Genomic DNA, 21,249 nt, shown 5'->3' on the forward strand with positions numbered 1-21,249 from the left:
CACATGGCGCTCTACGAGCATGTGTTCCTGGCCCGACAGGATGTGTCGAGCCAGCAGGTCGACGGTATCGTCGAACAGTACAAGACCGTCATCGAGGAAAACGGTGGCAAGGTCGCGAAGGTCGAGAACTGGGGCGTGAAGGCCCTCGCCTATCGCATCCGCAAGAATCGCAAGGCGCACTACGTGCTCATGAATCTCGATGCCCCGCACGCTGCGGTCGCCGAGATGGAGCGCCAGATGCGCATCAACGAGGACGTCCTGCGCTTCATGACCGTTTCGGTCGACGAGCTCGAGGAAGCCCCCTCCGCGATGCTGCAGAAGCGCGACCGCGACGATCGTCCCGGTGAGCGTCCCGAGCGTGGCGGCCCCGGTGGCGGCCGCTTCGGTGAGGCCCGCGGCCCGCGCCGCGATCGTGGCCCGCGCCGCGACGACTCTTTCGGAGGTTAATCCATGGAAACCACTTCGACCGCGGCTCCGGCCCGTCGTCCCTTCTTCCGCCGTCGCAAGACCTGCCCGTTCTCCGGCGCCAACGCCCCGAAGATCGACTACAAGGACGTGCGGCTGCTGCAGCGCTACATCTCCGAGCGCGGCAAGATCGTGCCCTCGCGCATCACCGCGGTGTCGGCCAAGAAGCAGCGCGAGCTCGCCAAGGCGATCAAGCGCGCCCGCTTCCTCGGCCTGCTGCCCTTCGTGATCAAGTAAGGGCTTCGGCCTGACATGACGGTGTCCGGGGCGCACGGCGCCCCGGGTGCCAACCGCGGGAGACATCCGGTCGGACCGGACACTCCCGACGAGACCAGAGCAACCGAGTTGGGACGGGTCCGGCCCCATGGCCAGGCAACCTTTCTCTAACCGCGCCATGCGGGACAGCGAAGAGACAAGATGAACAGCATCCTGATCGGCATTGCCGGCGGACTTACCTCCGCCGTGCTGTTCTCGGCCCCGCTCGGCGGCGGCCTTCTTGCGCTGCCGCTCTCCTTCCTGGCCGTCCTGCCCATCGCCATCGCCGGTCTCGGCTGGGGCACGATGTCCGCGCTGGTCGCGGCCGTCACCGCCATCGTCGTCGAGACCTTCGTCTACGGACCGATGCCCGCCGCGGCCTTTGCCGTGAGCAATGCCCTGCCGATGGCGCTCTATGCTCATCTGCTCGGTCTTGCCCGGCCGGTGGACGACGGCGCGGCCATGCCGGCCGGGGCGCCGGTGCTGGAGTGTTATCCGATCGGGCGGATCCTGGTGATGATCGCTGCGATCTCGGCCGGGTCGATCATCGCGCTCGGCTTCATCGGCGACTACTCGGTCGAGAATTTCGTCGCCGAAGCCCGGGTCGCCTTCGCGCCGCTCTACGCCGACAGTCCGGACGTGAACCGCCCGGATGCCGAAACGCTGGACAGCATGCTGGCGCTCTACGGCAACCTGGTGCCGCTGATCTCCGGCTTCGGCTTCATGGCGCTGATGACGATCAACCTCTGGCTCGGCGCGGTGGTGGTGCGGATTTCCGGACGCCTGCGCCGGCCGAAGGAGCCCGTGGCCGTGACGATCCACCTGCCCACGCTGGTGGTCGGCATCTTCGGCGCGGCGGTGATCGCGTCGATGGCGTCGGGCGGGCTCGGCCTTGCGGCACGGGTCGTCGCCGGCTCGTTCGGCATGCTGCTCGCGATCGCCGGCTTCGCCGTCGTTCACGTGATCAGCCGGAACAACAAGGCGCGCGGCGTGATCCTCGCGATGCTCTACGGTCTCACCATCCTCTTCACCCTGCCGATCCTGCTGATGACCGCGCTCGGCGCCGTCGACACGCTGGCCGGCATCCGGCGGCGCGTGCTCGGACAGGGCAACGGTTTCCGGTAATCCCGACTTTCGACAGACTTCAACGACGACAGACCACCACACATCAAGGAGCAGACAGATGGAAGTCATTCTTCTCGAGCGCGTCGGACGCCTCGGCAACATGGGCGAGACCGTCAAGGTCCGCGACGGCTTTGCCCGCAACTACCTGCTGCCGCAGGGCAAGGCGCTGCGCGCCAACAAGGCCAACATGGCCCGCTTCGAATCCGAGAAGGCCGCGCTGATCGCCCGCAACGAGGAGCGCCGTTCGGAGTCCGAGCAGCTCAAGGTCAGCATCGACCAGCGCAGCTTCGTCGTCGTGCGCCAGGCCGCCGAGACCGGTCAGCTCTACGGGTCGGTTTCCGCCCGTGACATCGTCGACATCCTCGTCGAGGCCGGCTTTGCCATCAACCGCACCCAGGTCGCGCTCGAAGCCCCGATCAAGGCGATCGGCGTGCACCCGGTCACGATCCAGCTGCACCCGGAGGTCGCGGCCGGCATCACGATCAACGTGGCCCGCTCCGAGGACGAGGCCTCCCGCCAGCGCGCGGCGAGGACCTGACCCAGCGCGACGAGGGCTTCGTGCGCGAAGTCGGCTCGATCATGGACGAGCAGGACGAGGGCGACGAGGACGAGCGCGAAGAGGGCTGATCCCTCGACGCCTCCCTGCCAGACACCGGAAAGGCGCCCTCGTGGCGCCTTTCTGCGTTTGCGCCGCCGTTGCCGGCTCCCGCCGGTGTCGCTGATGCGCGCCGTGCCGGCCGAATCACGCGGCCAGCCGCACGGCAGACGCGAGACCTTTCCGCACTGAACGCTCCCCGCGCGGGAATCTGTGCAGCCGGAAGGAGTCAACGCTCCTGCGCGCCGGTGCCAGCCTTTCGATGCGGCCCTGTTGATATCAGGGGAAAGCCGGCCCTGGCTGCGGTTTCGGGGCCCCTGTTGCAGATGGGTGTGAGCCACGCACGAAAATGGCGTTAAGCTCCGGCTAACCACTTTCGCCTTCCCTGCTGCCATGAACCGACCGGCGCAGGGCAGGATGTGACCCCACGGCCGTCGCCTCCGGTTTCCGCGTGAACGGGCCGGCCGCCCCTCGATGTTGTACTCTCGTGTGCCGACGCGGCCTTTCCGCGCGCAGACGGATGACGTGACCTGGACTGACATGATCGCACCGGCCAAGAAGATCGAAGACAGCGGATCGCTGCCCCGCCTCTCCCCGCACAACGTGGAAGCCGAGCGCCAGCTTCTGGGCGCCATCCTGATGAACAACGAGACCTTCTTCCGGGTCTCCGACTTCCTGGAGCCGGCGCATTTCTTCGTCGAGCAGCACAAGGTCGTCTACGAGAAATCGAGCCAGCTGATCCGGGCCGGCAAGGTGGCCTCGGCGATCACGCTTAAGTCCTTCTACCCGGCGGACTACACGATCGGCGACCTGCCGGTCACGACCTATCTCCTGCGCCTCACCTCCGAGGCGACGACGATCATCACGCCGAGGACTACGGCCGGACGATCCACGATCTTGCCGTGCGCCGGAACCTGATCCGGATCGGCGAGGACATGGTCAACATCGCCTTCGACGCGCCGATCGACATGCCGCCGCGCAACCAGATCGAGGATGCCGAGCGGCGGCTGTTCGAGCTGGCCGAGACCGGACGCTACGACGGCGGCTTCCACACCTTCTCCGAGGCGCTGCGCGACGCCATCGACATGGCCGCCGCCGCCTTCCAGCGCGACGGGCATCTCTCGGGCATCTCCACCGGCCTGTCCGATCTCGACCGCACCATGGGCGGCCTGCAGCGCTCGGACCTGATCATCCTTGCCGCCCGCCCCGCCATGGGCAAGACGTCGCTCGCCACCAACATCGCCTTCAACATCGCCCGCGCCTACGAGGCCGCCGAGCAGCCGGACGGCACGATGAAGACGATGAACGGCGGCATCGTCGGCTTCTTCAGCCTCGAGATGTCGTCCGAACAGCTCGCGACCCGTATTCTCGCCGAGCAGGCGGAGATCTCCTCCTCCGACATCCGGCGCGGCAACATCGACGAGGACCAGTTCGCAAGGCTCGCCGGTGTCGCCCAGGAGATGCAGGTCGTTCCGCTCTACATCGACCAGACCGGCGGCATCTCGATCGCCCAGCTGTCGGCGCGCGCCCGGCGGCTCAAGCGCCAGCGCGGGCTCGACGTGCTGATCGTCGACTATCTCCAGCTCCTGTCCGGCACCTCCAAGAGCGCGTCCGGTGGCCGCGTGCAGGAGATCACCGAGATCACCACCGGCCTCAAGGCACTCGCGAAAGAGCTGCAGGTGCCGATCGTCGCCCTGTCGCAGCTGTCGCGCCAGGTGGAAAGCCGCGAGGACAAGCGGCCGCAGCTCTCGGACCTGCGCGAATCCGGCTCGATCGAACAGGACGCCGACGTGGTGCTGTTCATCTACCGCGACGAATACTACCTCCAGTCGAAGATGCCGAAGGAAGGCTCGGAAGAGTATTTCAAATGGCAGGCCGAAATGGAGGCCGTGCACGGCATCGCCGAGGTGCTGATCGCCAAGCAGCGCCACGGGCCGACCGGCACCGTGAAACTGGCCTTCGAGAACCAGTATACCCGCTTCTCGAATCTCAGCCGCGACGACTATGCTCCGATGCGCATGGAGTGACCGGGGCGGAGACGATGACGAGCAGCAACCCGCGCCTTTCCGGACAAAGCGAAACGGCATCGTCGATGAGCGAGGCCGCGATCGAGGCGACGGAGGCGGCCACCGCCGGCGCGCGCATCACCATCGACCTCGCCGCACTCGTCGCCAACTGGCGTGACCTCGGCGCCCGCGCGCCCAACTCCACCTGCGCCGCCGTGGTCAAGGCCGACGGCTATGGCATCGGCATCGAGACCGTGGTCGCGGCGCTGGCCAAGTCCGGCTGCGGCACCTTCTTCGTCGCCCTGCCGGCCGAGGGCGCGCGCGCCCGGAAAGCCGCGCCGCAGGCGACCATCTATGTCCTGAACGGCCTGTTCGAGGGCGCGGCCCCGTTCCTTGCCGACCACGACCTTCGGCCCGTTCTCGGCAGCATGCCCGAGATCGAGGAATGGGCCGCCTTCCGCGCGGCGACCGGCGCCCCCCTGCCCTCGGCGATCCACGTCGACACCGGCATGAACCGGCTCGGCCTGTCGCTCGGCGAGACCGCGGCCCTCGCGGCCGACCCTGCGCTGCGGGAGGGCGCCGCCCCGGCGCTGCTGATGAGCCACTTTGCCTGCGCCGACACGCCGGCCCATCCGCTCAATGCCGCGCAGATCGCGGCGTTTGCGCAGGCGCGGCGGCTGCTGCCGGACCTTCCCGGCTCGCTCGCCAATTCCGCCGGGGTCTTCCTCGGCCCGGACGCGCACCATGACGTGCTGCGGCCCGGGATCTCGCTCTACGGCGGGGCGGCGGTGGTCGATGTCGCCAACCCGATGCGGCCGGTGGTGACGCTCGAGGCGCGGATCCTGATGGTGCGCGACGTGGCGCCCGGCGCCACGGTCGGCTACGGCGCGGCCTGGATGGCGCCGCGCCCCTCGCGGATCGCGGTGATCTCGGTCGGCTATGCCGACGGTTTTTTGCGCGCCGCCGGATCTCACAGTGGCAAGGCCGGCGCCACCGCCGCCATCGAAGGGCACCTTGCCCCGATCGTCGGCCGCGTCTCCATGGACCTGATCGCGATCGACGTCACCGACGTGCCCGACCGCCTCGCCCGCCGCGGCGTGTTCGTGGAACTGTTCGGCGCCAACATCCCCATCGACCGCGCCGCGCCCGCGCCGGCACGATCGGGTATGAATTCCTGACGAGTCTGGGACCGCGGTACAGGCGGGTGATCGTGTGACCGGTCGCAGAACTCCCCGACCCACATCGACCCTGTACAAAACAGGAACATTCTGATCTGATGTCCGCTTACGTCGGACGACAGAGGACCCATGGCCAAGCGAAGCGCGAGATATGTCTGCCAGTCCTGCGGGGCGGTCAGCACCAAGTGGGGCGGCAAGTGCGATGCCTGCGGCGAGTGGAACTCGATCGTCGAGGAGGTCGACGGCGGGGGCATTGGCGGCGGGCCGGGGCGCAAGCCGCGCAAGGGGCGCGTCGTGCCGCTGGTGCCGCTCGCCGGGGCGACCGAAAGCGCGCCGCGCATCCGCTGCGGCATTCCCGAGCTTGACCGGGTGACCGGCGGCGGCTTCGTGCGCGGCTCGGCGCTGCTAGTGGGCGGTGATCCGGGCATCGGCAAGTCGACGCTTTTGATCCAGGCGGCGGCCGCATTGGCGCGGGCCGGCGAGCAGGTGGTCTACATTTCCGGCGAGGAGGCGATCGCGCAGGTGCGGCTGCGCGCCGAGCGGCTCGGCCTGCTCGACGCGCCGGTGCGGCTTGCCGCCGAGACCAGCGTCGAGGACATCCTGACGACGCTCGACACCGGCGACCGGCCGGCGCTGGTGATCATCGATTCGATCCAGACGCTGTGGACCGAACTCGTCGAATCGGCGCCCGGCACCGTGACGCAGGTGCGCACCTCCGCCCAGTCGATGATCCGCTTTGCGAAGGAAAGCGGCTGCACGGTGGTGCTGGTCGGCCACGTGACCAAGGACGGCACCATCGCCGGGCCGCGGGTGGTCGAGCACATGGTCGACGCCGTGCTCTATTTCGAGGGCGATGCCGCCGGCCATTTCCGCATCCTGCGCTCGGTCAAGAACCGCTTCGGCCCGACCGACGAGATCGGCGTGTTCGAGATGACCGGCAAGGGCCTGCGCGAGGTGCCGAACCCGTCCGAACTGTTCCTCGGCGAGCGCAGCCGGGCGAGCCCCGGCGCTGCGGTCTTCGCAGGACTCGAGGGCTCGCGGCCGGTGCTGGTGGAGATCCAGGCGCTGGTCGCCCCGACGGCGCTCGGCACGCCGCGCCGCGCCGTGGTCGGCTGGGACAGCAGCCGCCTGTCGATGATTCTCGCCGTGCTGGAGGCCCATTGCGGCGTGCGCTTCGGCCAGCATGACGTCTATCTCAACATCGCCGGCGGGCTGCGCATCCAGGAGCCGGCCGCCGACATCGCGGTGGCGGCGGCGCTGGTCTCCTCGCTGGCGGGCGTCGCGCTCGATCCCGACTGCGTCTGGTTCGGCGAGGTCAGCCTGTCCGGCACGGTGCGGCCGGTGGCGCAGGCGCAGCTGCGGCTGAAGGAGGCCGAGAAGCTCGGCTTTGCCAGCGCGGTCTGCCCGGCGGCGCAGGGCAGCGAGGAGCGCGGCTCCGACATGCGGCTGACCACCATCGGCCAGCTCGCCGAACTGGTGGCCAAGATCGCGGCCGCGGCCGGCAGTGACGGGCGTGACATGGGGCGTGACGGGGGCCGCGACGGCGGCAGGGATGGTGGCAGGGACCATGGCCGCGATGACGGCCGGGGCGGATCGTCCGACGCCGGGCCGCGGGGCCGACCCGCCGGCGGCGACGAGCGGCGCATGGCCCGCGGCAGTCGCTGACGGGTGCGTTGCGCCTCTCCGGACAGGGCGGCCGACGCGGTTGTCGGGTCGGCCTGGCCGGAAGACGGGGACGCTTCGGCCTTGAGGTGCCTGCTGCGGCATTGTTTTCGGGTGATCGAGCCGCGCCAAGGGCCTGCCGCACTGCGGAAGGGGTGGCAGCGCCCGTTTTTTGTGAGATATGGTTTCCGTCAGGTGCGTGGGCGATTCAGATTCCGCAAGGTGACGCGCGGAATCGGGGAACGCCCCGACGGGGAAACTGGAAGCGGGACATGCCGATCACTCTTCTCGACGGAATTCTGCTCGTCATCATGATGATTTCGGCGGTTCTCGCGATGATCCGCGGCTTCGTGCGCGAAGTGCTGTCCATCGTGTCGTGGATCGCGGCGGCGGCGGCCGCCTTCTTCTTCTACGACGACCTCCTGCCCTATGTGCAGGACCATGTCGCCCAGAAGCAGATCGCCGTGGCGATCAGCGCCGGCGGCATCTTCCTGCTGACGCTGCTCGTCGTCAGCTTCATCACCATGCGCATCTCCGACCTGGTGCTCGACAGCCGGATCGGCGCGCTCGACCGCACGCTCGGTTTCGTGTTCGGTGCGCTGCGCGGCCTGCTGCTGGTCGTGGTCGGCATGATGTTCTTCGCCTGGTTCATGCCCGACGAAAGCTCCTATCCGCGCTGGATCGCCGACGCCAAGTCGCGGCCGCTGCTGATCGCGCTCGGCGACCAGCTGCAGGCCGCCCTGCCCGAGGATCCCGAGCAGGAGGTGCTCGACCGGTTCCGCAATCCGATGGTCGAGGAGCCCTCGTCGGAGGCCCCCGCCGCGCCGGATACCGGTGGCAGCACGGTCCCGCCGGAGGCCGGCGGCGGCCCGGCATCGCCCGACGACATCGACTATCCGCAGAACGACCAGAACCATCTCGACCAGCTGATCCAGTCGACGGGCCAGCCGTAGGAAGCGGCGCGCCGGCTTGAAGCCGTCGTGTCGCATGGCTGCCATCGCGGCCAAGCCGCTGATTTGCGTTGCGCCCCACGGTGGCGGCGGCTAAGGGATGCGCGGTTGCTGCCGGCAGGGATCGGCAGCAACGACCTCGGGGCGAGACCTCCTGGCGAGATCTCGTGACGGGCGTTCCCCTCGCGAACTGTTCGCAGGCGGAGCGCGGAGGACGCCGGCGCAAGACCGGCGGGTGCAAGACCTGTGGCGTCACCTGCGGTGGCTGGCTCACGGGCATGACGAGGCGGATGCGGGCTGCCGCCACAATCTGGCCCGCTTGCCGAGCACGGAACGAGCGCGCGTTTCCGGGAGTTGTGCCGATGATGAATTTCACCACACATCCGTTCGACGCGGGTGACGACGACCGCTTTCACGAGGAATGCGGCGTCTTCGGCGTGTTCGGCGCCCAGAATGCCGCCGCGCTGACCGCGCTGGGCCTGCACGCCCTGCAGCATCGCGGCCAGGAAGCAGCCGGCATCTGCGCCTTCGACGGCACCCAGTTCTCCACCGAACGCCACGTCGGCCTCGTCGACGACAATTTCACCAAGCCGTCGGTGATCGCCCGCCTGCCCGGCGACCGCGCGATCGGCCACAACCGCTATTCCACCACCGGCGGCGCCGGCATCCGCAACATCCAGCCGCTGTTCGCCGAATTTGCCGGCGGCGGCTTCGCGGTCGCCCACAACGGCAATCTCACCAACGCGATGACCCTCCAGAAGGAGCTTCAGCGCCGCGGCTCGATCTTCCAGTCGACCTCCGACACCGAGACCATCCTGCACCTGATCGCGACCAGTTCGCGCGGGCCGCTGGTCGACCGCGTCATCGACGCGCTGCACCGGATCGAGGGCGCCTATTCGCTGGTCTGCATTTCGGAAAAGAAACTGATCGGCTGCCGCGATCCGCTCGGCATCCGCCCGCTGGTGCTCGGCGACATCAACGGCGCCACCGTGGTCGCCTCCGAGACCTGCGCGCTCGACATCATCGGCGCGCGCTTCGTGCGCGAGGTCGAGCCGGGCGAGATGGTGGTGATCACCGAGGACGGCATCGAGAGCCTGCGCCCCTTCGGCGCGCAAGGGTCGCAGCGCTCGCGCTTCTGCATCTTCGAATACGTGTATTTCGCCCGGCCCGATTCGGTGCACAAGGGCACCAGCGTCTACAACGTGCGCAAGCGCATCGGCGCGGAGCTTGCCCGCGAGATGCCGGTGGATGCCGACGTGGTGGTGCCGGTGCCCGATTCCGGCGTGCCGTCGGCGATCGGCTTTGCCGAGGCCTCGGGCATCCCCTTCGACCTCGGCATCATCCGCAACCACTATGTGGGCCGCACCTTCATCGAGCCGTCGGACAGCATCCGCAACATGGGCGTGAAGCTGAAGCACAACGCCAATCGCGCGGTGATCGCCGGCAAGCGCGTGGTGCTGGTCGACGATTCGATCGTGCGCGGCACGACCTCGCTGAAGATCGTTCAGATGGTGCGCGATGCCGGCGCCCGCGAGGTGCACATGCGGATCGCCAGCCCGCCGACCACCGACAGCTGCTTCTACGGCGTCGATACGCCGGAGAAGGGCAAGCTGCTGGCCTCGCGGATGTCGATCGCCGAGATGGCCAACTACATCAACGTCGACAGCCTGTCCTTCCTGTCGATCGACGGCCTCTACCGCGCGGTCGGCGAGGCGCGCCGCAACAACGAGATGCCGCAATATTGCGACGCCTGCTTCACCGGCGACTATCCGACCGTGCTGACCGACCGCAACGGCAACAGCAACGTCCGCCAGCTGTCGCTGCTCTCGGACGTCTCCTGACGGCTCGCACCGCGGGCGGCAGCGCCCGCGGTGAAAATTCCGCTTTGACTTCCGGGCAGCGATCGCGTTCAAGACGTTCGGTCCCAACGGACCGGACGCAACGTGATCCTCGGGAGTGGAAACGGACATGGCCGACGCCGCCGACGCCAAACGCATCGCAGTCGTTACCGGTGCCTCACGCGGCATCGGCCGCGCCGCCGCGCTGGAACTGGCGAAGACCGGCCACCACGTCATCGCGATCGCCCGCACCCAGGGCGCGCTCGAAGAGCTCGACGACGAGATCACGTCGGCCGGCGGCTCCGCCACCCTTGCCCCCCTCGACATCACCGACGGCGACGCCCTGAACCGGCTCGGCCTCTCCCTCTACGAGCGCTATGGCCGGGTCGACGTTCTGGTGGGCAATGCCGGCGTGCTCGGGCCGCTGTCGCCGCTCAGCCATGTGGATCCGAAGCGCTGGGACGAGGTGATGCGCGTCAACGTCGACGCCAACTGGCGGCTGGTCCGCTCGCTCGATCCGCTGCTGCGCCAGTCTCCGGCCGGCCGGGCCGTGTTCGTCACCTCGGGCGCCGCCCACAAGTGCCGGGCCTACTGGGGGCCCTACGCGGTCTCCAAGGCGGCGCTGGAGGTGATGATCCGCACCTATGCGGCCGAGACGGTCACCACCAGCAACGTGCGCGTCAACCTGCTCAACCCCGGCCCGCTGCGCACGCGCATGCGTGCGCAGGCGATGCCGGGCGAGGACGCGATGACGCTGAAGACGCCGGAGGATCTCGCGCCCTTTCTCGTGGAAACCGTGCTGCCGAGCCAGACCCGCAGCGGCCTGATCTACGATTTCCCGACCGACGACTGGCTCGTGCCGCAGATGCCGCTGCCCGAAGCCTGATCGGCGAAAACGGCGGACGCCCTCGCACCGCCGCCCGTTGCTGGCCTGTCAGCCCTTCTTCTCGACCGTCTCCACCGGGCCGCCCGCCGTCTTCCAGGCGGAAAAGCCGCCACCGACATGGGCGACGGGCGCAAGACCCATCTCCTGCGCCGTTCGGGTGGCGAGCGCCGAGCGCCAGCCACTGGCGCAGTAGAAGACGAAGCGCTTGGGCTCCTGGAAGATCGCCTTGTGATAGGGGCTCTCCGGATCGACCCAGAACTCCAGCATGCCGCGCGGACAGTGGAACGCGCCGGGGATGCGCCCTTCCCGCTCCAGTTCGCGCGGATCGCGCAGGTCGACGAAGACGACGTTGTCGTCGCCGGCGAGCGCCAGCGCATCGATGGCCGGAACGGTCTCGATCACCGCTTCGGCCTCGCGCAGCAGGTCCTGGTAGCCCTTCGCCATTCATCCTCCTCCGGGCGTCGCCGAACCCTGCCGGCGGCCCTCTCCCGTTTCATGGTCGTGCCAGCATCGCCGCCGTCCGCTTCCGGATCAAGCACCCTGACTGACGTGCCAACGGCAGCAAGGTTCCAGAATGCAGACGGCCGGGACAGGCCCGGCCGCAGCGGGGACCGGCGAGGCCGATCCGGAGGTTCGATCCGATCAGTGCAGGATCTGGCTGAGGAACAGCTTGGTGCGCTCGTGCTGCGGATTGGAGAAGAAGGCTTCCGGCTCGTTCTGCTCGACGATCTGGCCGCGGTCCATGAAGATCACGCGGTTGGCCACCTGACGGGCAAAGCCCATCTCGTGGGTCACGCAGAGCATGGTCATCCCCTCTTCCGCGAGGCTGATCATGGTGTCGAGCACCTCCTTGACCATCTCCGGGTCGAGCGCCGAGGTGGGCTCGTCGAACAGCATGATCTTGGGGTTCATGCACAGCGAGCGGGCGATCGCCACGCGCTGCTGCTGGCCGCCGGAGAGCTGGCCCGGGTACTTGTTCGCCTGTTCCGGGATGCGCACGCGCTCCAGGAACTTCATGGCGATCTCTTCGGCCTGCTTCTTCGGCATCTTGCGCACCCAGATCGGGGCGAGCGTGCAGTTTTCCAGGATCGTCAGGTGCGGGAACAGGTTGAAGTGCTGGAACACCATCCCGACCTCGCGGCGCACCTCCTCGATCTTCTTCAGATCGTTGGTGAGCTCGATGCCGTCGACGATGATCTTGCCCTTCTGGTGTTCCTCGAGGCGGTTGATCGACCGGATCATCGTCGATTTGCCGGAGCCCGACGGCCCGCAGATGACGATCCGCTCGCCCCTGTGCACGGTGAGGTTCACGTCGCGCAGGACGTGGAAGTCGCCGTACCACTTGTTGACGCCGATCAGCTCGATCGCGATCTCGTTGCTGATCTTCATGGCGGACGGCCCGGATGAGGGACCGGAGGAAGGCATGGTGCTCATGGGTTGCGTTTTCCCTGCCGGATAGATGTTCTTGATCGTTATCGCTTGTGACCGGTGTCGAGCCGGCGCTCCACGAAGAGCGAGTAGCGCGACATGCCGAAGCAGAAGACCCAGAAGACGGCGGCGGTGAAGATGTAGCCGGTCGCCGGCGTCACGGGGCTCGCCCAGTTCGGGTCGGTGAAGTTGAGCTGCACGATGCCGAGCAGGTCGAAGATGCCGATGATCAGCACCAGGCTGGTGTCCTTGAACAGTGCGATGAAGCTGTTGACGATGCCCGGGATGACGATCTTGAGCGCCTGCGGCAGGATGATGAGATACATCGACGGCCAGTAGCCGAGGCCCATCGCCGCCGCGCCCTCATATTGCCCCTTCGGGATCGCCTGCAGGCCGCCGCGGATCACCTCGGCCATGTAGGCGGAGGAGAACAGGGCGACGCCGACCAGCGCGCGCAGCAGCTTGTCGAAGTTCGTGCCGGGCGGCAGGAACAGCGGCAGCATCACGCTCGACATGAACAGCACGGTGATCAGCGGTACGCCGCGCCAGAACTCGATGAAGATCACCGAGGCCATCTTGATGACCGGCATCTTCGACTGTCGCCCGAGAGCGAGCAGCACGCCGAGCGGCAGCGAGGCGGCGATGCCCGTGACGGCCACCACCAGCGTGACCAGCAGGCCGCCCCACAGCGACGTCTCAACCGCTTCGAGACCGAAGAAGCCGCCGCAGAGCAGGATGAAGGCGAGGATCGGGAAGACCAGCAGCAGATAGAGCGCGTTCCAGCCCTTGTAGGGCACCTTCGGGATCGCGATCGGCACGAGGCCGATGACGAACAGGATGAACACCAGATCGACCCGCCAGCGCTCGTCGAGCGGATAGCGGCCGTAGATGAACTGCCCGAACTTGGCGTTGACGAAGGCCCAGCAGGCCCCCGCCCCCTCGACGATGCAGGCTTCGCGGCTGTCGCCGAACCAGACCGCGTCGAAGATCAGGAAGTTCAGGATCGGCGGCAGCGCCCAGGCGAGGAACAGGCCGATCAGGATGGTGGTGAGGGAGTTGAGCGGCGTGGCGAACAGGTTCTGCCGCGCCCAGGCGGGGAACCCCTTTGCATTGCCCGGGGGCGGCGACGACGGGATTTCGGCCGTGCTGACGTAGGAGATCGATTGCGTGGTCATCGGATCATCTCTCCACCAGGCGCATGCGGCTGTTGAACCAGTTCATGAAGGCGGCGGTCGACAGACTGAGCGTCAGGTAGACCGCCATGGTGATGATGATCACCTCGACGGCCTGCCCGGTCTGGTTCAGCACCGTGCCGGAGAACACGGACACGAGATCCGGATAGCCGATGGCGACCGCCAGCGACGAGTTCTTCGTCAGGTTCAGGAACTGGCTGGTGAGCGGCGGGATGATCACCCGCATCGCCTGCGGGATGACGACGAGCCGGGTGGTGAGGCTCGGGCGGATGCCGAGCGCATAGGCCGCCTCGGACTGGCCCCAGCTCACGGCCTTGATGCCGGCACGGACGATCTCGGCGATGAAGGCCGCCGTGTAGATCGACAGGCCGAGCAGCAGCGCGATGAACTCGGGCTTGAGCGCGATGCCCCCCCTGAAGTTGAAGCCGGTCAGGACCGGATACTCGACCTCGAGCGGCATGCCGGTGACGAGATAGAGCAGGACCGGAACGCCGATGATCAGGGCGAGCACGACCCGCATGGTCTTGAACTGCTGGCCGGTCGCCATCTGCCGGGCATGCGCCCAGCGTGCGATGACGATGGCCGCGACGACCGCGATGGCAAAGCCGATCACGACGATCGCGAAGCCGTCCTGGGGAATGAACCGCGGGATGATCATGCCGCGGTTGCTGAGGTTGGCGCCGAACGGCATCTCGATGCCGTTGCGCGGCTGCGGCAGCACCGAGAGCACCGCCTTGTACCAGAACAGCAATTGCAGCAGCACCGGGATGTTGCGGAAGATCTCGACGTAGACCGTCGCGACCTTGCGCAGCATCCAGTTCGGCGCCAGGCGGGCGATGCCCACGAGGAAGCCGATGATGGTGGCAAAGATGATGCCGAGCACCGCGATCAGCAGCGTGTTGAGCAGGCCGACGATGAAGGCATCGCCGTAGCTCGAATCGCTCGAATAGGTGATCAGCGACTGGGCGATCTCGAAGCCGGCGCGATCGTCGAAGAAGCCGAAGCCGGAGGCGATGTTGGCGCGCTGAAGATTCTCGGCGGTGTTGGACGCGATGTCCCAGGCAAGCCAGACGAGAACTGCCGCGAGAAGAAACTGGAAGACGTAGCCCCGGACGACCGGGTCGTAGACGAAGGACGGAACACTGCCACCCCTGGACTTGGCGGGTGGGTCGCCGGTCTCGTTCTGAACTGCCATGGATCACCGTCCCCGGCCGGCGTGCGGCCTCGACAGACTGGCGGCGAACCTCGCAGGTCCCCATCGGAAAGGGCGATGAAGCTGGACGGCCCGCGGCCATGCACGGGTGGATGGGTCGGATCGCATAGGCGCCCCGCCCGCATCACCCAGTTCCAGGTTCCGGCCTCCGGGACGGGCCGCAAGGCCCGCCCGGACGCCGTATCCAGAGGTCCGTCAGCGGACCGGCGGCGCGTACTGCAGGCCGCCTTCGGTCCACAGCGCGTTCTGGCCGCGTTCGATGCCGAGGGGCGTCTCGGTGCCGACGTTGCGGGCGAAGATCTCGCCGTAGTTGCCGACGCCCTTGATGACCTTCACGGCCCAGTCGGCGGACAGGCCGACCGAGGCGCCGAAATCGCCGTCCACGCCGAGCAGGCGCTTGATGTTCGGGTTCTCGGAGGTCTTCATCTCTTCGACATTCGCCTGCGTGATGCCCATTTCCTCGGCGTTGAGCAGCGCGAAGTAGACCCACTTGTTGAGCGCGAACCACTGGTCGTCGCCCTGGCGGACCGCAGGTCCGAGCGGCTCCTTGGAGATGATCTCCGGCAGGACCATGTGGTCGTCCGGCTTCGACATGGTCAGGCGGATGGCGTAGAGGCCCGAGGCGTCGGTGGTGTAGACGTCGCAGCGGCCGGCATCATAAGCCGCGTTGACCTCTTCGAGCTTTTCCAGAACGACCGGGTTGAAGGTCATTCCGTTGGCCTTGAAATAGTCCGACAGGTTCAGTTCGGTGGTGGTGCCGGTCTGGACGCAGACCGAGGCGCCGTCGATTTCCTTGGCGGAGGAAACGCCGAGCGACTTCGGGATCATGAAGCCCTGGCCGTCGTAATAGGTCACGCCGACGAAGGCGAGGCCCATCTGGGTGTCGCGCGACATGGTCCAGGTGGTGTTGCGCGAGAGGATGTCGACCTCGCCCGACTGCAGCGCGGTGAAACGCTCCTTGGCCGAGAGCGGCGAGAACTTGACCGCCTTCGGGTCGTCGAAGATGGCCGACGCCACGGCGCGGCAGTAATCGACGTCGAGGCCGGTCCACTCACCCTTGTCGTCGGGATTGGAGAAGCCGGCCAGACCCGTGCTCACGCCGCACTGGACGAAGCCCTTCTTCTTGACGTCGTCAAGGGTCGCGGCGTTGGCCGCGGAGACGGCCGTCATGGCGACGACGGCACCGGCGAGAACCGGGATGAACGTGTTTTTCATGGATGTGCCCCTGTACCAGGTTGCATTTCGTTTGATTGGCGCACGGCCCGTATTCCCGTCCGTTTCCGGCCCGGTCCAGGCACGTTTCGAGGCTTCGCCCTGCATGCGACGCCCCGCGCATCTCGACTACATGGCAATTCACCCAAGGGGTCAAGCCCTTATTGACCGTGAAACTGACCGCGCTTTAGGCTGCACACGGAGAGACCATGGCATCGCCCAATTTCTCGCCAATCCTGAATTCTTCCCTTACAGTCAGGGACTTGCTGTAATGGCGCTTCGAACGGCAGGCGCGTGACAGGACCGATCCGTCGATGATGCTGCTGCCAATTTGGTCGCGCGTGCCCGGTCGTCCGATGACCTGCGCTCTTGACCCGCCTGCCCCTGCCGGCCGATGACCATGATCGACGCCGCGCGGCGCCGGCTTCCTGCACTCCGCCCCCGCGCCGGTTGGGTCGGCCGGGTTGTCCGTCCCGGCCCGTCCGCCGAGTTTCCCGCCTGCTTCAGAGATCGCGATCATGACCCGAGACGACGACACCCAGCGCCACCGCCCCGCCACCCGCCTTGCCCACGCCGGGCGCTGGCCACGCGAGCAGCATGGGTTCGTCAACCCGCCCGTCTACCACGGCTCGACCGTGACCTTCCCGGATGTGGAAACGATGCTGTCCGGCCGGCAGCGCTATGTCTACGGCCGGCGCGGCAATCCGACAGCCGCCGGGCTCGAATCGGCGCTGACGGAGCTGGAGGGCGCCGCCGGCACGGTGCTGGTGCCGTCCGGCCTTGCCGCCGTGTCCACCGCGCTACTCTCCTGCCTGTCGGCGGGCGACCACCTGCTGATGATCGACACCGCCTATCACCCGACCCGTCACCTCTGCGACACGACGCTGAAGCGCTACGGCATCGAGACCAGCTATTTCGACCCGCTGGTCGGCGAGGGCATCGCCGCGCTGATCCGGCCGGAGACGAAGGCGGTCTATCTGGAGGCGCCCGGCTCGCTCACCTTCGAGATGCCCGACATCCCGGCGATCGCGGCGGCGGCCAAGGCGCGCGGCCTGACCCTGCTGATGGACAACACCTGGGCGACGCCGCTGTTCTTCCGGCCGCTGGAGCACGGCATCGACCTGTCGATCGCCGCCGGCACCAAGTATCTCGTCGGCCATTCCGACGTGATGATGGGCACGGTCAGCGCCTCGGCCGCCGCATGGCCGGCGCTGAAGGCGACGCATGGAAATCTCGGCCTCTGCGCCGGGCCGGACGACATCTATCTGGCCCTGCGCGGCCTGCGCACCATGGGCGTGCGCCTTGCGCGCCATCAGGAGAGCGCGCTCGCCGTTGCCGCATGGCTGGCGGACCGGCCGGAGGTGGCGCGCGTGCTTCACCCCGGCCTTGCCGGCGATCCCGGCCATGCCATCTGGGCCCGCGACTTTGCCGGCGCCTGCGGCCTCTTCTCCTTCGTCACGCGCAAGGCGCCGCTGGACGCGGTGAAGGCGATGCTGGACGGGCTGGAGCTGTTCGGGCTCGGCTATTCCTGGGGCGGCTTCGAGAGCCTCGCCATCGTCTCCGATCCGCGCACGACCCGCAGCGCGACGACGTGGACGGACGAGGGCCACCTCATCCGCCTCCACATCGGCCTTGAGGACACGGACGACCTGATCGCCGATCTGGCGGCGGGGCTGGAGCGCTTTTCCGCCGTGCAATGACGGTGGTATGGGCGCCAAGCCGTTGGCCAGAAAACAGAAAAGGCGCGGTCCGCGACCGCGCCTTCGATTCCTCGTATCTTGCCTAATCGTCTCAAAGCCGCTGCGGGGCCTGTTTCTTCGGCCCTTACCTTGCGGCGACGGCGACGGTTTCGAACCCGCCGAGCAGATACGCCAGAACCAGAACACTCCCCAGAGCCACGACCGTCCAGGTCGTCACGCCCCAGCAAGATTTCTGCACATGATCGTCCATGTTGACCCTTGCTCCATTCGTTCGGTCTTCGTTAACGCTTCCGCTGCGATTTCGCCCAGAAGCGACCGCAATCGTGACCGACGACGCGCCCATGTAACCACCTCCCGCATGCCGCGCAAGGCCCGTTTCATGGACCGGCCATGCAAAAACTGCAGAGATAAAGTAAAGAATTGATTAAAATCCGCAGCTTTCCGCCGCGCCGGCAAACCGCCCCCCGCCATTTTTCCCACCGGAATTTTGCCCCAATCGCGCCACAATCAATAACGGGGCTGCCGGCCGCCTCCTGCTCTTGCCGGCAGCCCCGCGCCGCGCGACAACGGAGACACGGCGGCGCCCGCAGGACCGTTGCCCGCCCCTCACGCGAGGACCGCGCCCTGACCGAACTCTTCTCCACCCTCACCCCGGCCGACATCGCGGCGGTGCTGTGGTTTCTCGCCATCTGGCTGTTCTTCACGCTGGTGGTGGAGAGCGAGCGCTTCGCGCAGGTGTCGCTGTCGGCCAACATGAACCGGCAGCGCGAGGTCTGGATCCGCACCGCCGCCGCCCGCGACCTCAGGATGATCGACACCCAGATCATCGCCGGCCTGCAGAACGGCACCGCCTTCTTCGCCTCCACCTCCCTGCTCGCCATCGGCGGCTGCTTTGCGCTGCTGAACGCCACCGACCGGGTGACCGAGATCTTCGCCGACCTGCCGCTGCCCCTGCCCTTCGACCGGGCAACGTGGGAGGTGAAGATCATCGGCCTGACGCTGATCTACGCCTATGCCTTCTTCAAGTTCGGCTGGGCCTATCGCCTCTTCAACTACTGCTCGATCCTGATCGGCGCCCTGCCCCACCGCGACCGGCTCGGCACCGAGGAGATGGAGGCCGCGATCCACCGCGCCGCACGGATCAACGTGCTCGCCGGCCAGCATTTCAACCGCGGCCTGCGCGCCTTCTTCCTGTCGATCGGCTATCTCGGCTGGTTCCTCGGCGGCTGGGCGCTGATCGTCTCGTCGACGCTGGTGCTGCTGGTGCTGCTGCGGCGGCAGTTCCTGTCCAAGGCGAGCCGGACGGTGCGGTTCTGACCTCGAGACGGCGGAGGCCGGCACTCGGCGCGTGGCACGGGCGACAGGCAGGACGGGGCCTCGATGCAGGGACGGCACCCGCGAGCATCCTCCGCAGCCGCGACACGGGGATGAAGTCCGACGGGGGCGGCGGGCGGAAGGATCGACGCAGCGTGTTCCGCGGGACAAGTTCTCCGGCCCGACGTCTCCGGACCGGATTCCCGGCATGAGTTCCCGTAAAGCCGCTTGCGCGGCGCGTGGCAAGCAGGCAAGACGCGTCCCACACAGGCCGGGTTCCGATCCCGGCCGCCGCCGGTCCGCCCCACGGGGTGTGCCGCACGAACGACAGGAACCTTCCATGGCAGTCTCCGACGAGGCCATCGCCGAGATGATCTTCGACCTGATCGCGCGCACGGGCCGCTCCGTCAGTCCGGACGACGTCGCCCGTGCGCTCGCCGGCCCCGATCCGAAGGCCTGGCGCCAGCTTGCCCGCCAGATCCGCGCCCGCGCCATCCACCTCGCCCGCGCCGGCGACCTCGTCATCCTGCGCAAGGGCAAGCCGGTCGATCCGGAGGGCTTCGCCGGCGTCTACCGCCTCGACGTGCCCCGCGACAGCCACAAGGCCGCAGCCGCCGCCAGCGACGACGCTGCAGCAGATGCGGTTGCGGGGACGGACGACTGACCGACCGACGGAAAGGCCGGACCGGGCCCGACCGGCCAACGGACTGACCCACCCGGCCGACAGACCGGGCCCAACCGGCCAACGGACCGGGCCCAACCGACCAACGGACCGGGCCCAACCGGCCGAGCCGACGGACAGGCCCGACTTGACAGGCCCGACTGACGGCCGACGTGTCCTCCCCGCGCCGGCAGGCAGGACGCGGCGCGATCCGCACGCGCGCTGCGGCTTGAAAACCGGAGCCGAAACGGACATGGTCTGCCGTCCCGAACGGCGGCCCGCCCGCCGCCGATTCCGCCGGGCGCCGGCGCAGGAGAGATGGCCGAGTGGTTTAAGGCAGCGGTCTTGAAAACCGCCGTGGGTGCAAGCCCACCGTGGGTTCGAATCCCACTCTCTCCGCCACTTGCCCTCGCGAAAGCGTTCTCCCGATCCGGCTACGGCCGGATTTTTCCGTTGTTTTCGAGGGTTATGCGGGAGGGGCTGTTAACCGGCCCACGCCCCGAAGGGCGCACACGCGTTCTCTCCGTGCCGATATTCTCCGGACCTGTTAACCGCCGCGCTTTGGGTGAACAGCTTTAAGTCATTGCTTTAAAGTGATCTTTCGAAGTCCGTGATGCACGCGATTTGGAAAATCCATTTGGATGGCGGATGGAACAGACATCGAACGCCGCCCGTTGCGCGCTGGTTCGGCTGCAGCTGGGACCAATCTCACCCCAGCCGCTGTTCGTGCTTTGTGCTGAGTCAACCGCGTGTTACCGTTGTGAAAAAGTGTGAGGCGAGCAGTTGGCCCAGAAGTCAGACATCGAATGGACGGACGCGACGTGGAACCCGGTGACGGGCTGCACCAAGGTCGGTCCCGGTTGTGATAACTGCTACGCCGAGCGGTTCGCAGAGCGCTGGCGTGGGATCCCTGGACACCCCTACGAGCGGGGCTTTGACCTGACACTCTGGCCGTCGAGGCTGAAGCAGCCCGTGCTCTGGAAAAAGCCGCGGATGATCTTCGTGAACTCGATGAGCGACCTCTTCCACAAGGACATCGACCGTACATTCATCGACGCGGTGTTCGACGCCATGGAGCAGGCGGACTGGCACGTCTACCAGGTGCTGACCAAGCGCAGCTCGCTCATGCGCAACTACGTTCGGAAGCGGTATGATGGAGGGCCGATCCCTCGGCACATCTGGCTCGGCGTTTCTGTCGAGAACGCCGCGCACGCGAGCCGGATCGAGCACCTGAAGCAGATCAATTCCGACGCGCGCTTCATCTCGTTCGAGCCGCTGCTCGGACCGGTCGGGGATGTCGATCTGCAGGGCGTCGCTTGGGCCATCGTCGGGGGGGAGAGCGGGCCCCGGGCTCGGCCCATGGACGAAAGCTGGGCCCGCCAGATCCGGGACATCTGCGAACGTGACGACGTCGCTTTCTTCTTCAAACAGTGGGGTGGCGCCCGTCCGAAGTCGGGGGGGCGTCTGCTCGATGGTGAGGAATGGAACGGCTTTCCGTGGCAAATCGTCCCGAAGCCGATCCTAGATCAGATTTCAGCGTGAACCATTTCGCACGGAGTACCGCCATC

Annotated in this window: 16 protein-coding genes, 1 tRNA gene and 3 pseudogenes; 15 read left to right on the forward strand and 5 right to left on the reverse strand. The window is 67.3% G+C overall.

Annotated elements, in window-relative coordinates; all coding sequences use genetic code 11:
* The first annotated feature begins 3 nt into the window (after positions 1 to 3).
* The 10 genes and pseudogenes from rpsF (at position 4) to A6302_RS10465 (ending at position 10,960) form a co-directional block, all read left to right on the forward strand.
* Positions 4 to 447, forward strand: a complete 444-nt coding sequence (rpsF, locus tag A6302_RS10420) for a 30S ribosomal protein S6 (protein WP_069307004.1) — start codon at positions 4 to 6, stop codon at positions 445 to 447.
* 3 nt (positions 448 to 450) lie between these two features.
* Positions 451 to 702: a 30S ribosomal protein S18 gene (gene rpsR / locus A6302_RS10425; RefSeq protein ID WP_069306988.1), complete on the forward strand. Its 252-nt coding sequence runs from the start codon at positions 451 to 453 to the stop codon at positions 700 to 702.
* A 180-nt stretch (positions 703 to 882) separates the two neighbouring features.
* The gene (locus tag A6302_RS10430; RefSeq protein ID WP_069306989.1) at positions 883 to 1,845 is read left to right on the forward strand and encodes a hypothetical protein; all 963 of its coding nucleotides are present in this window, start codon (positions 883 to 885) and stop codon (positions 1,843 to 1,845) included.
* A gap of 58 nt (positions 1,846 to 1,903) precedes the next feature.
* Positions 1,904 to 2,472: pseudogene (gene rplI, locus A6302_RS10435) on the forward strand (50S ribosomal protein L9).
* Between the two features lie 508 nt (positions 2,473 to 2,980).
* Positions 2,981 to 4,467, forward strand: a pseudogene (locus A6302_RS10440) (replicative DNA helicase).
* A gap of 65 nt (positions 4,468 to 4,532) precedes the next feature.
* Positions 4,533 to 5,624 carry an alanine racemase gene (gene alr, locus A6302_RS10445; protein ID WP_342586255.1) on the forward strand — a complete coding sequence of 364 codons (1,092 nt, stop codon included), beginning with the start codon at positions 4,533 to 4,535 and terminating at the stop codon, positions 5,622 to 5,624.
* 129 nt (positions 5,625 to 5,753) lie between these two features.
* Positions 5,754 to 7,121 (forward strand): annotated as a pseudogene (gene radA, locus A6302_RS10450) (DNA repair protein RadA); the annotation flags it as partial.
* A 437-nt stretch (positions 7,122 to 7,558) separates the two neighbouring features.
* Positions 7,559 to 8,239, forward strand: coding sequence for a CvpA family protein (locus tag A6302_RS10455; RefSeq protein ID WP_069306990.1), 681 nt, complete (start codon positions 7,559 to 7,561; stop codon positions 8,237 to 8,239).
* Positions 8,240 to 8,601: 362 nt separating this feature from the next.
* Positions 8,602 to 10,077 (forward strand): amidophosphoribosyltransferase, encoded by a 1,476-nt coding sequence (gene purF, locus A6302_RS10460; RefSeq protein WP_425349153.1) that lies wholly within the window; start codon positions 8,602 to 8,604, stop codon positions 10,075 to 10,077.
* A 127-nt stretch (positions 10,078 to 10,204) separates the two neighbouring features.
* On the forward strand, positions 10,205 to 10,960 hold the full coding sequence (locus A6302_RS10465; protein WP_069306992.1) for an SDR family NAD(P)-dependent oxidoreductase: 756 nt from the start codon (positions 10,205 to 10,207) through the stop codon (positions 10,958 to 10,960).
* Between the two features lie 48 nt (positions 10,961 to 11,008).
* Here A6302_RS10465 and A6302_RS10470 read toward each other — a convergent pair whose 3' ends face one another.
* The 5 genes from A6302_RS10470 to A6302_RS10490 all read right to left on the reverse strand — a co-directional run bounded on the left by A6302_RS10470 (position 11,009) and on the right by A6302_RS10490 (position 16,009).
* Entirely contained in the window at positions 11,009 to 11,404 is a 396-nt protein-coding gene (locus tag A6302_RS10470; RefSeq protein WP_069306993.1) for a rhodanese-like domain-containing protein, read from the reverse strand.
* 198 nt (positions 11,405 to 11,602) lie between these two features.
* A complete protein-coding gene (locus A6302_RS10475) occupies positions 11,603 to 12,349 on the reverse strand; it encodes an amino acid ABC transporter ATP-binding protein (protein ID WP_141703650.1) in 747 nt (248 codons plus the stop codon).
* Positions 12,350 to 12,432: 83 nt separating this feature from the next.
* On the reverse strand, positions 12,433 to 13,563 hold the full coding sequence (locus tag A6302_RS10480) for an amino acid ABC transporter permease (RefSeq protein WP_069306995.1): 1,131 nt from the start codon (positions 13,561 to 13,563) through the stop codon (positions 12,433 to 12,435).
* Positions 13,564 to 13,567: 4 nt separating this feature from the next.
* Positions 13,568 to 14,776, reverse strand: a complete 1,209-nt coding sequence (locus A6302_RS10485) for an amino acid ABC transporter permease (protein WP_069306996.1) — start codon at positions 14,774 to 14,776, stop codon at positions 13,568 to 13,570.
* 213 nt (positions 14,777 to 14,989) lie between these two features.
* Positions 14,990 to 16,009, reverse strand: coding sequence for an amino acid ABC transporter substrate-binding protein (locus tag A6302_RS10490; protein WP_069306997.1), 1,020 nt, complete (start codon positions 16,007 to 16,009; stop codon positions 14,990 to 14,992).
* Between the two features lie 515 nt (positions 16,010 to 16,524).
* Between A6302_RS10490 and metC the strand changes: the two genes are divergently transcribed.
* The 5 genes from metC to A6302_RS10515 all read left to right on the forward strand — a co-directional run bounded on the left by metC (position 16,525) and on the right by A6302_RS10515 (position 21,223).
* Positions 16,525 to 17,706 (forward strand): cystathionine beta-lyase, encoded by a 1,182-nt coding sequence (gene metC / locus A6302_RS10495; RefSeq protein ID WP_069306998.1) that lies wholly within the window; start codon positions 16,525 to 16,527, stop codon positions 17,704 to 17,706.
* A gap of 669 nt (positions 17,707 to 18,375) precedes the next feature.
* Positions 18,376 to 19,023 carry a DUF599 domain-containing protein gene (locus A6302_RS10500; RefSeq protein WP_342586256.1) on the forward strand — a complete coding sequence of 216 codons (648 nt, stop codon included), beginning with the start codon at positions 18,376 to 18,378 and terminating at the stop codon, positions 19,021 to 19,023.
* Positions 19,024 to 19,360: 337 nt separating this feature from the next.
* On the forward strand, positions 19,361 to 19,684 hold the full coding sequence (locus A6302_RS10505) for a DUF3253 domain-containing protein (RefSeq protein ID WP_069306999.1): 324 nt from the start codon (positions 19,361 to 19,363) through the stop codon (positions 19,682 to 19,684).
* A 309-nt stretch (positions 19,685 to 19,993) separates the two neighbouring features.
* Positions 19,994 to 20,083: transfer RNA gene (locus tag A6302_RS10510), tRNA-Ser, on the forward strand.
* 381 nt (positions 20,084 to 20,464) lie between these two features.
* Positions 20,465 to 21,223 carry a DUF5131 family protein gene (locus tag A6302_RS10515; RefSeq protein ID WP_069307000.1) on the forward strand — a complete coding sequence of 253 codons (759 nt, stop codon included), beginning with the start codon at positions 20,465 to 20,467 and terminating at the stop codon, positions 21,221 to 21,223.
* The last annotated feature ends 26 nt before the right edge of the window (positions 21,224 to 21,249 follow it).

Source organism: Methylobrevis pamukkalensis (assembly GCF_001720135.1).
GTDB classification, from domain to species: Bacteria; Pseudomonadota; Alphaproteobacteria; order Rhizobiales; family Pleomorphomonadaceae; genus Methylobrevis; species Methylobrevis pamukkalensis.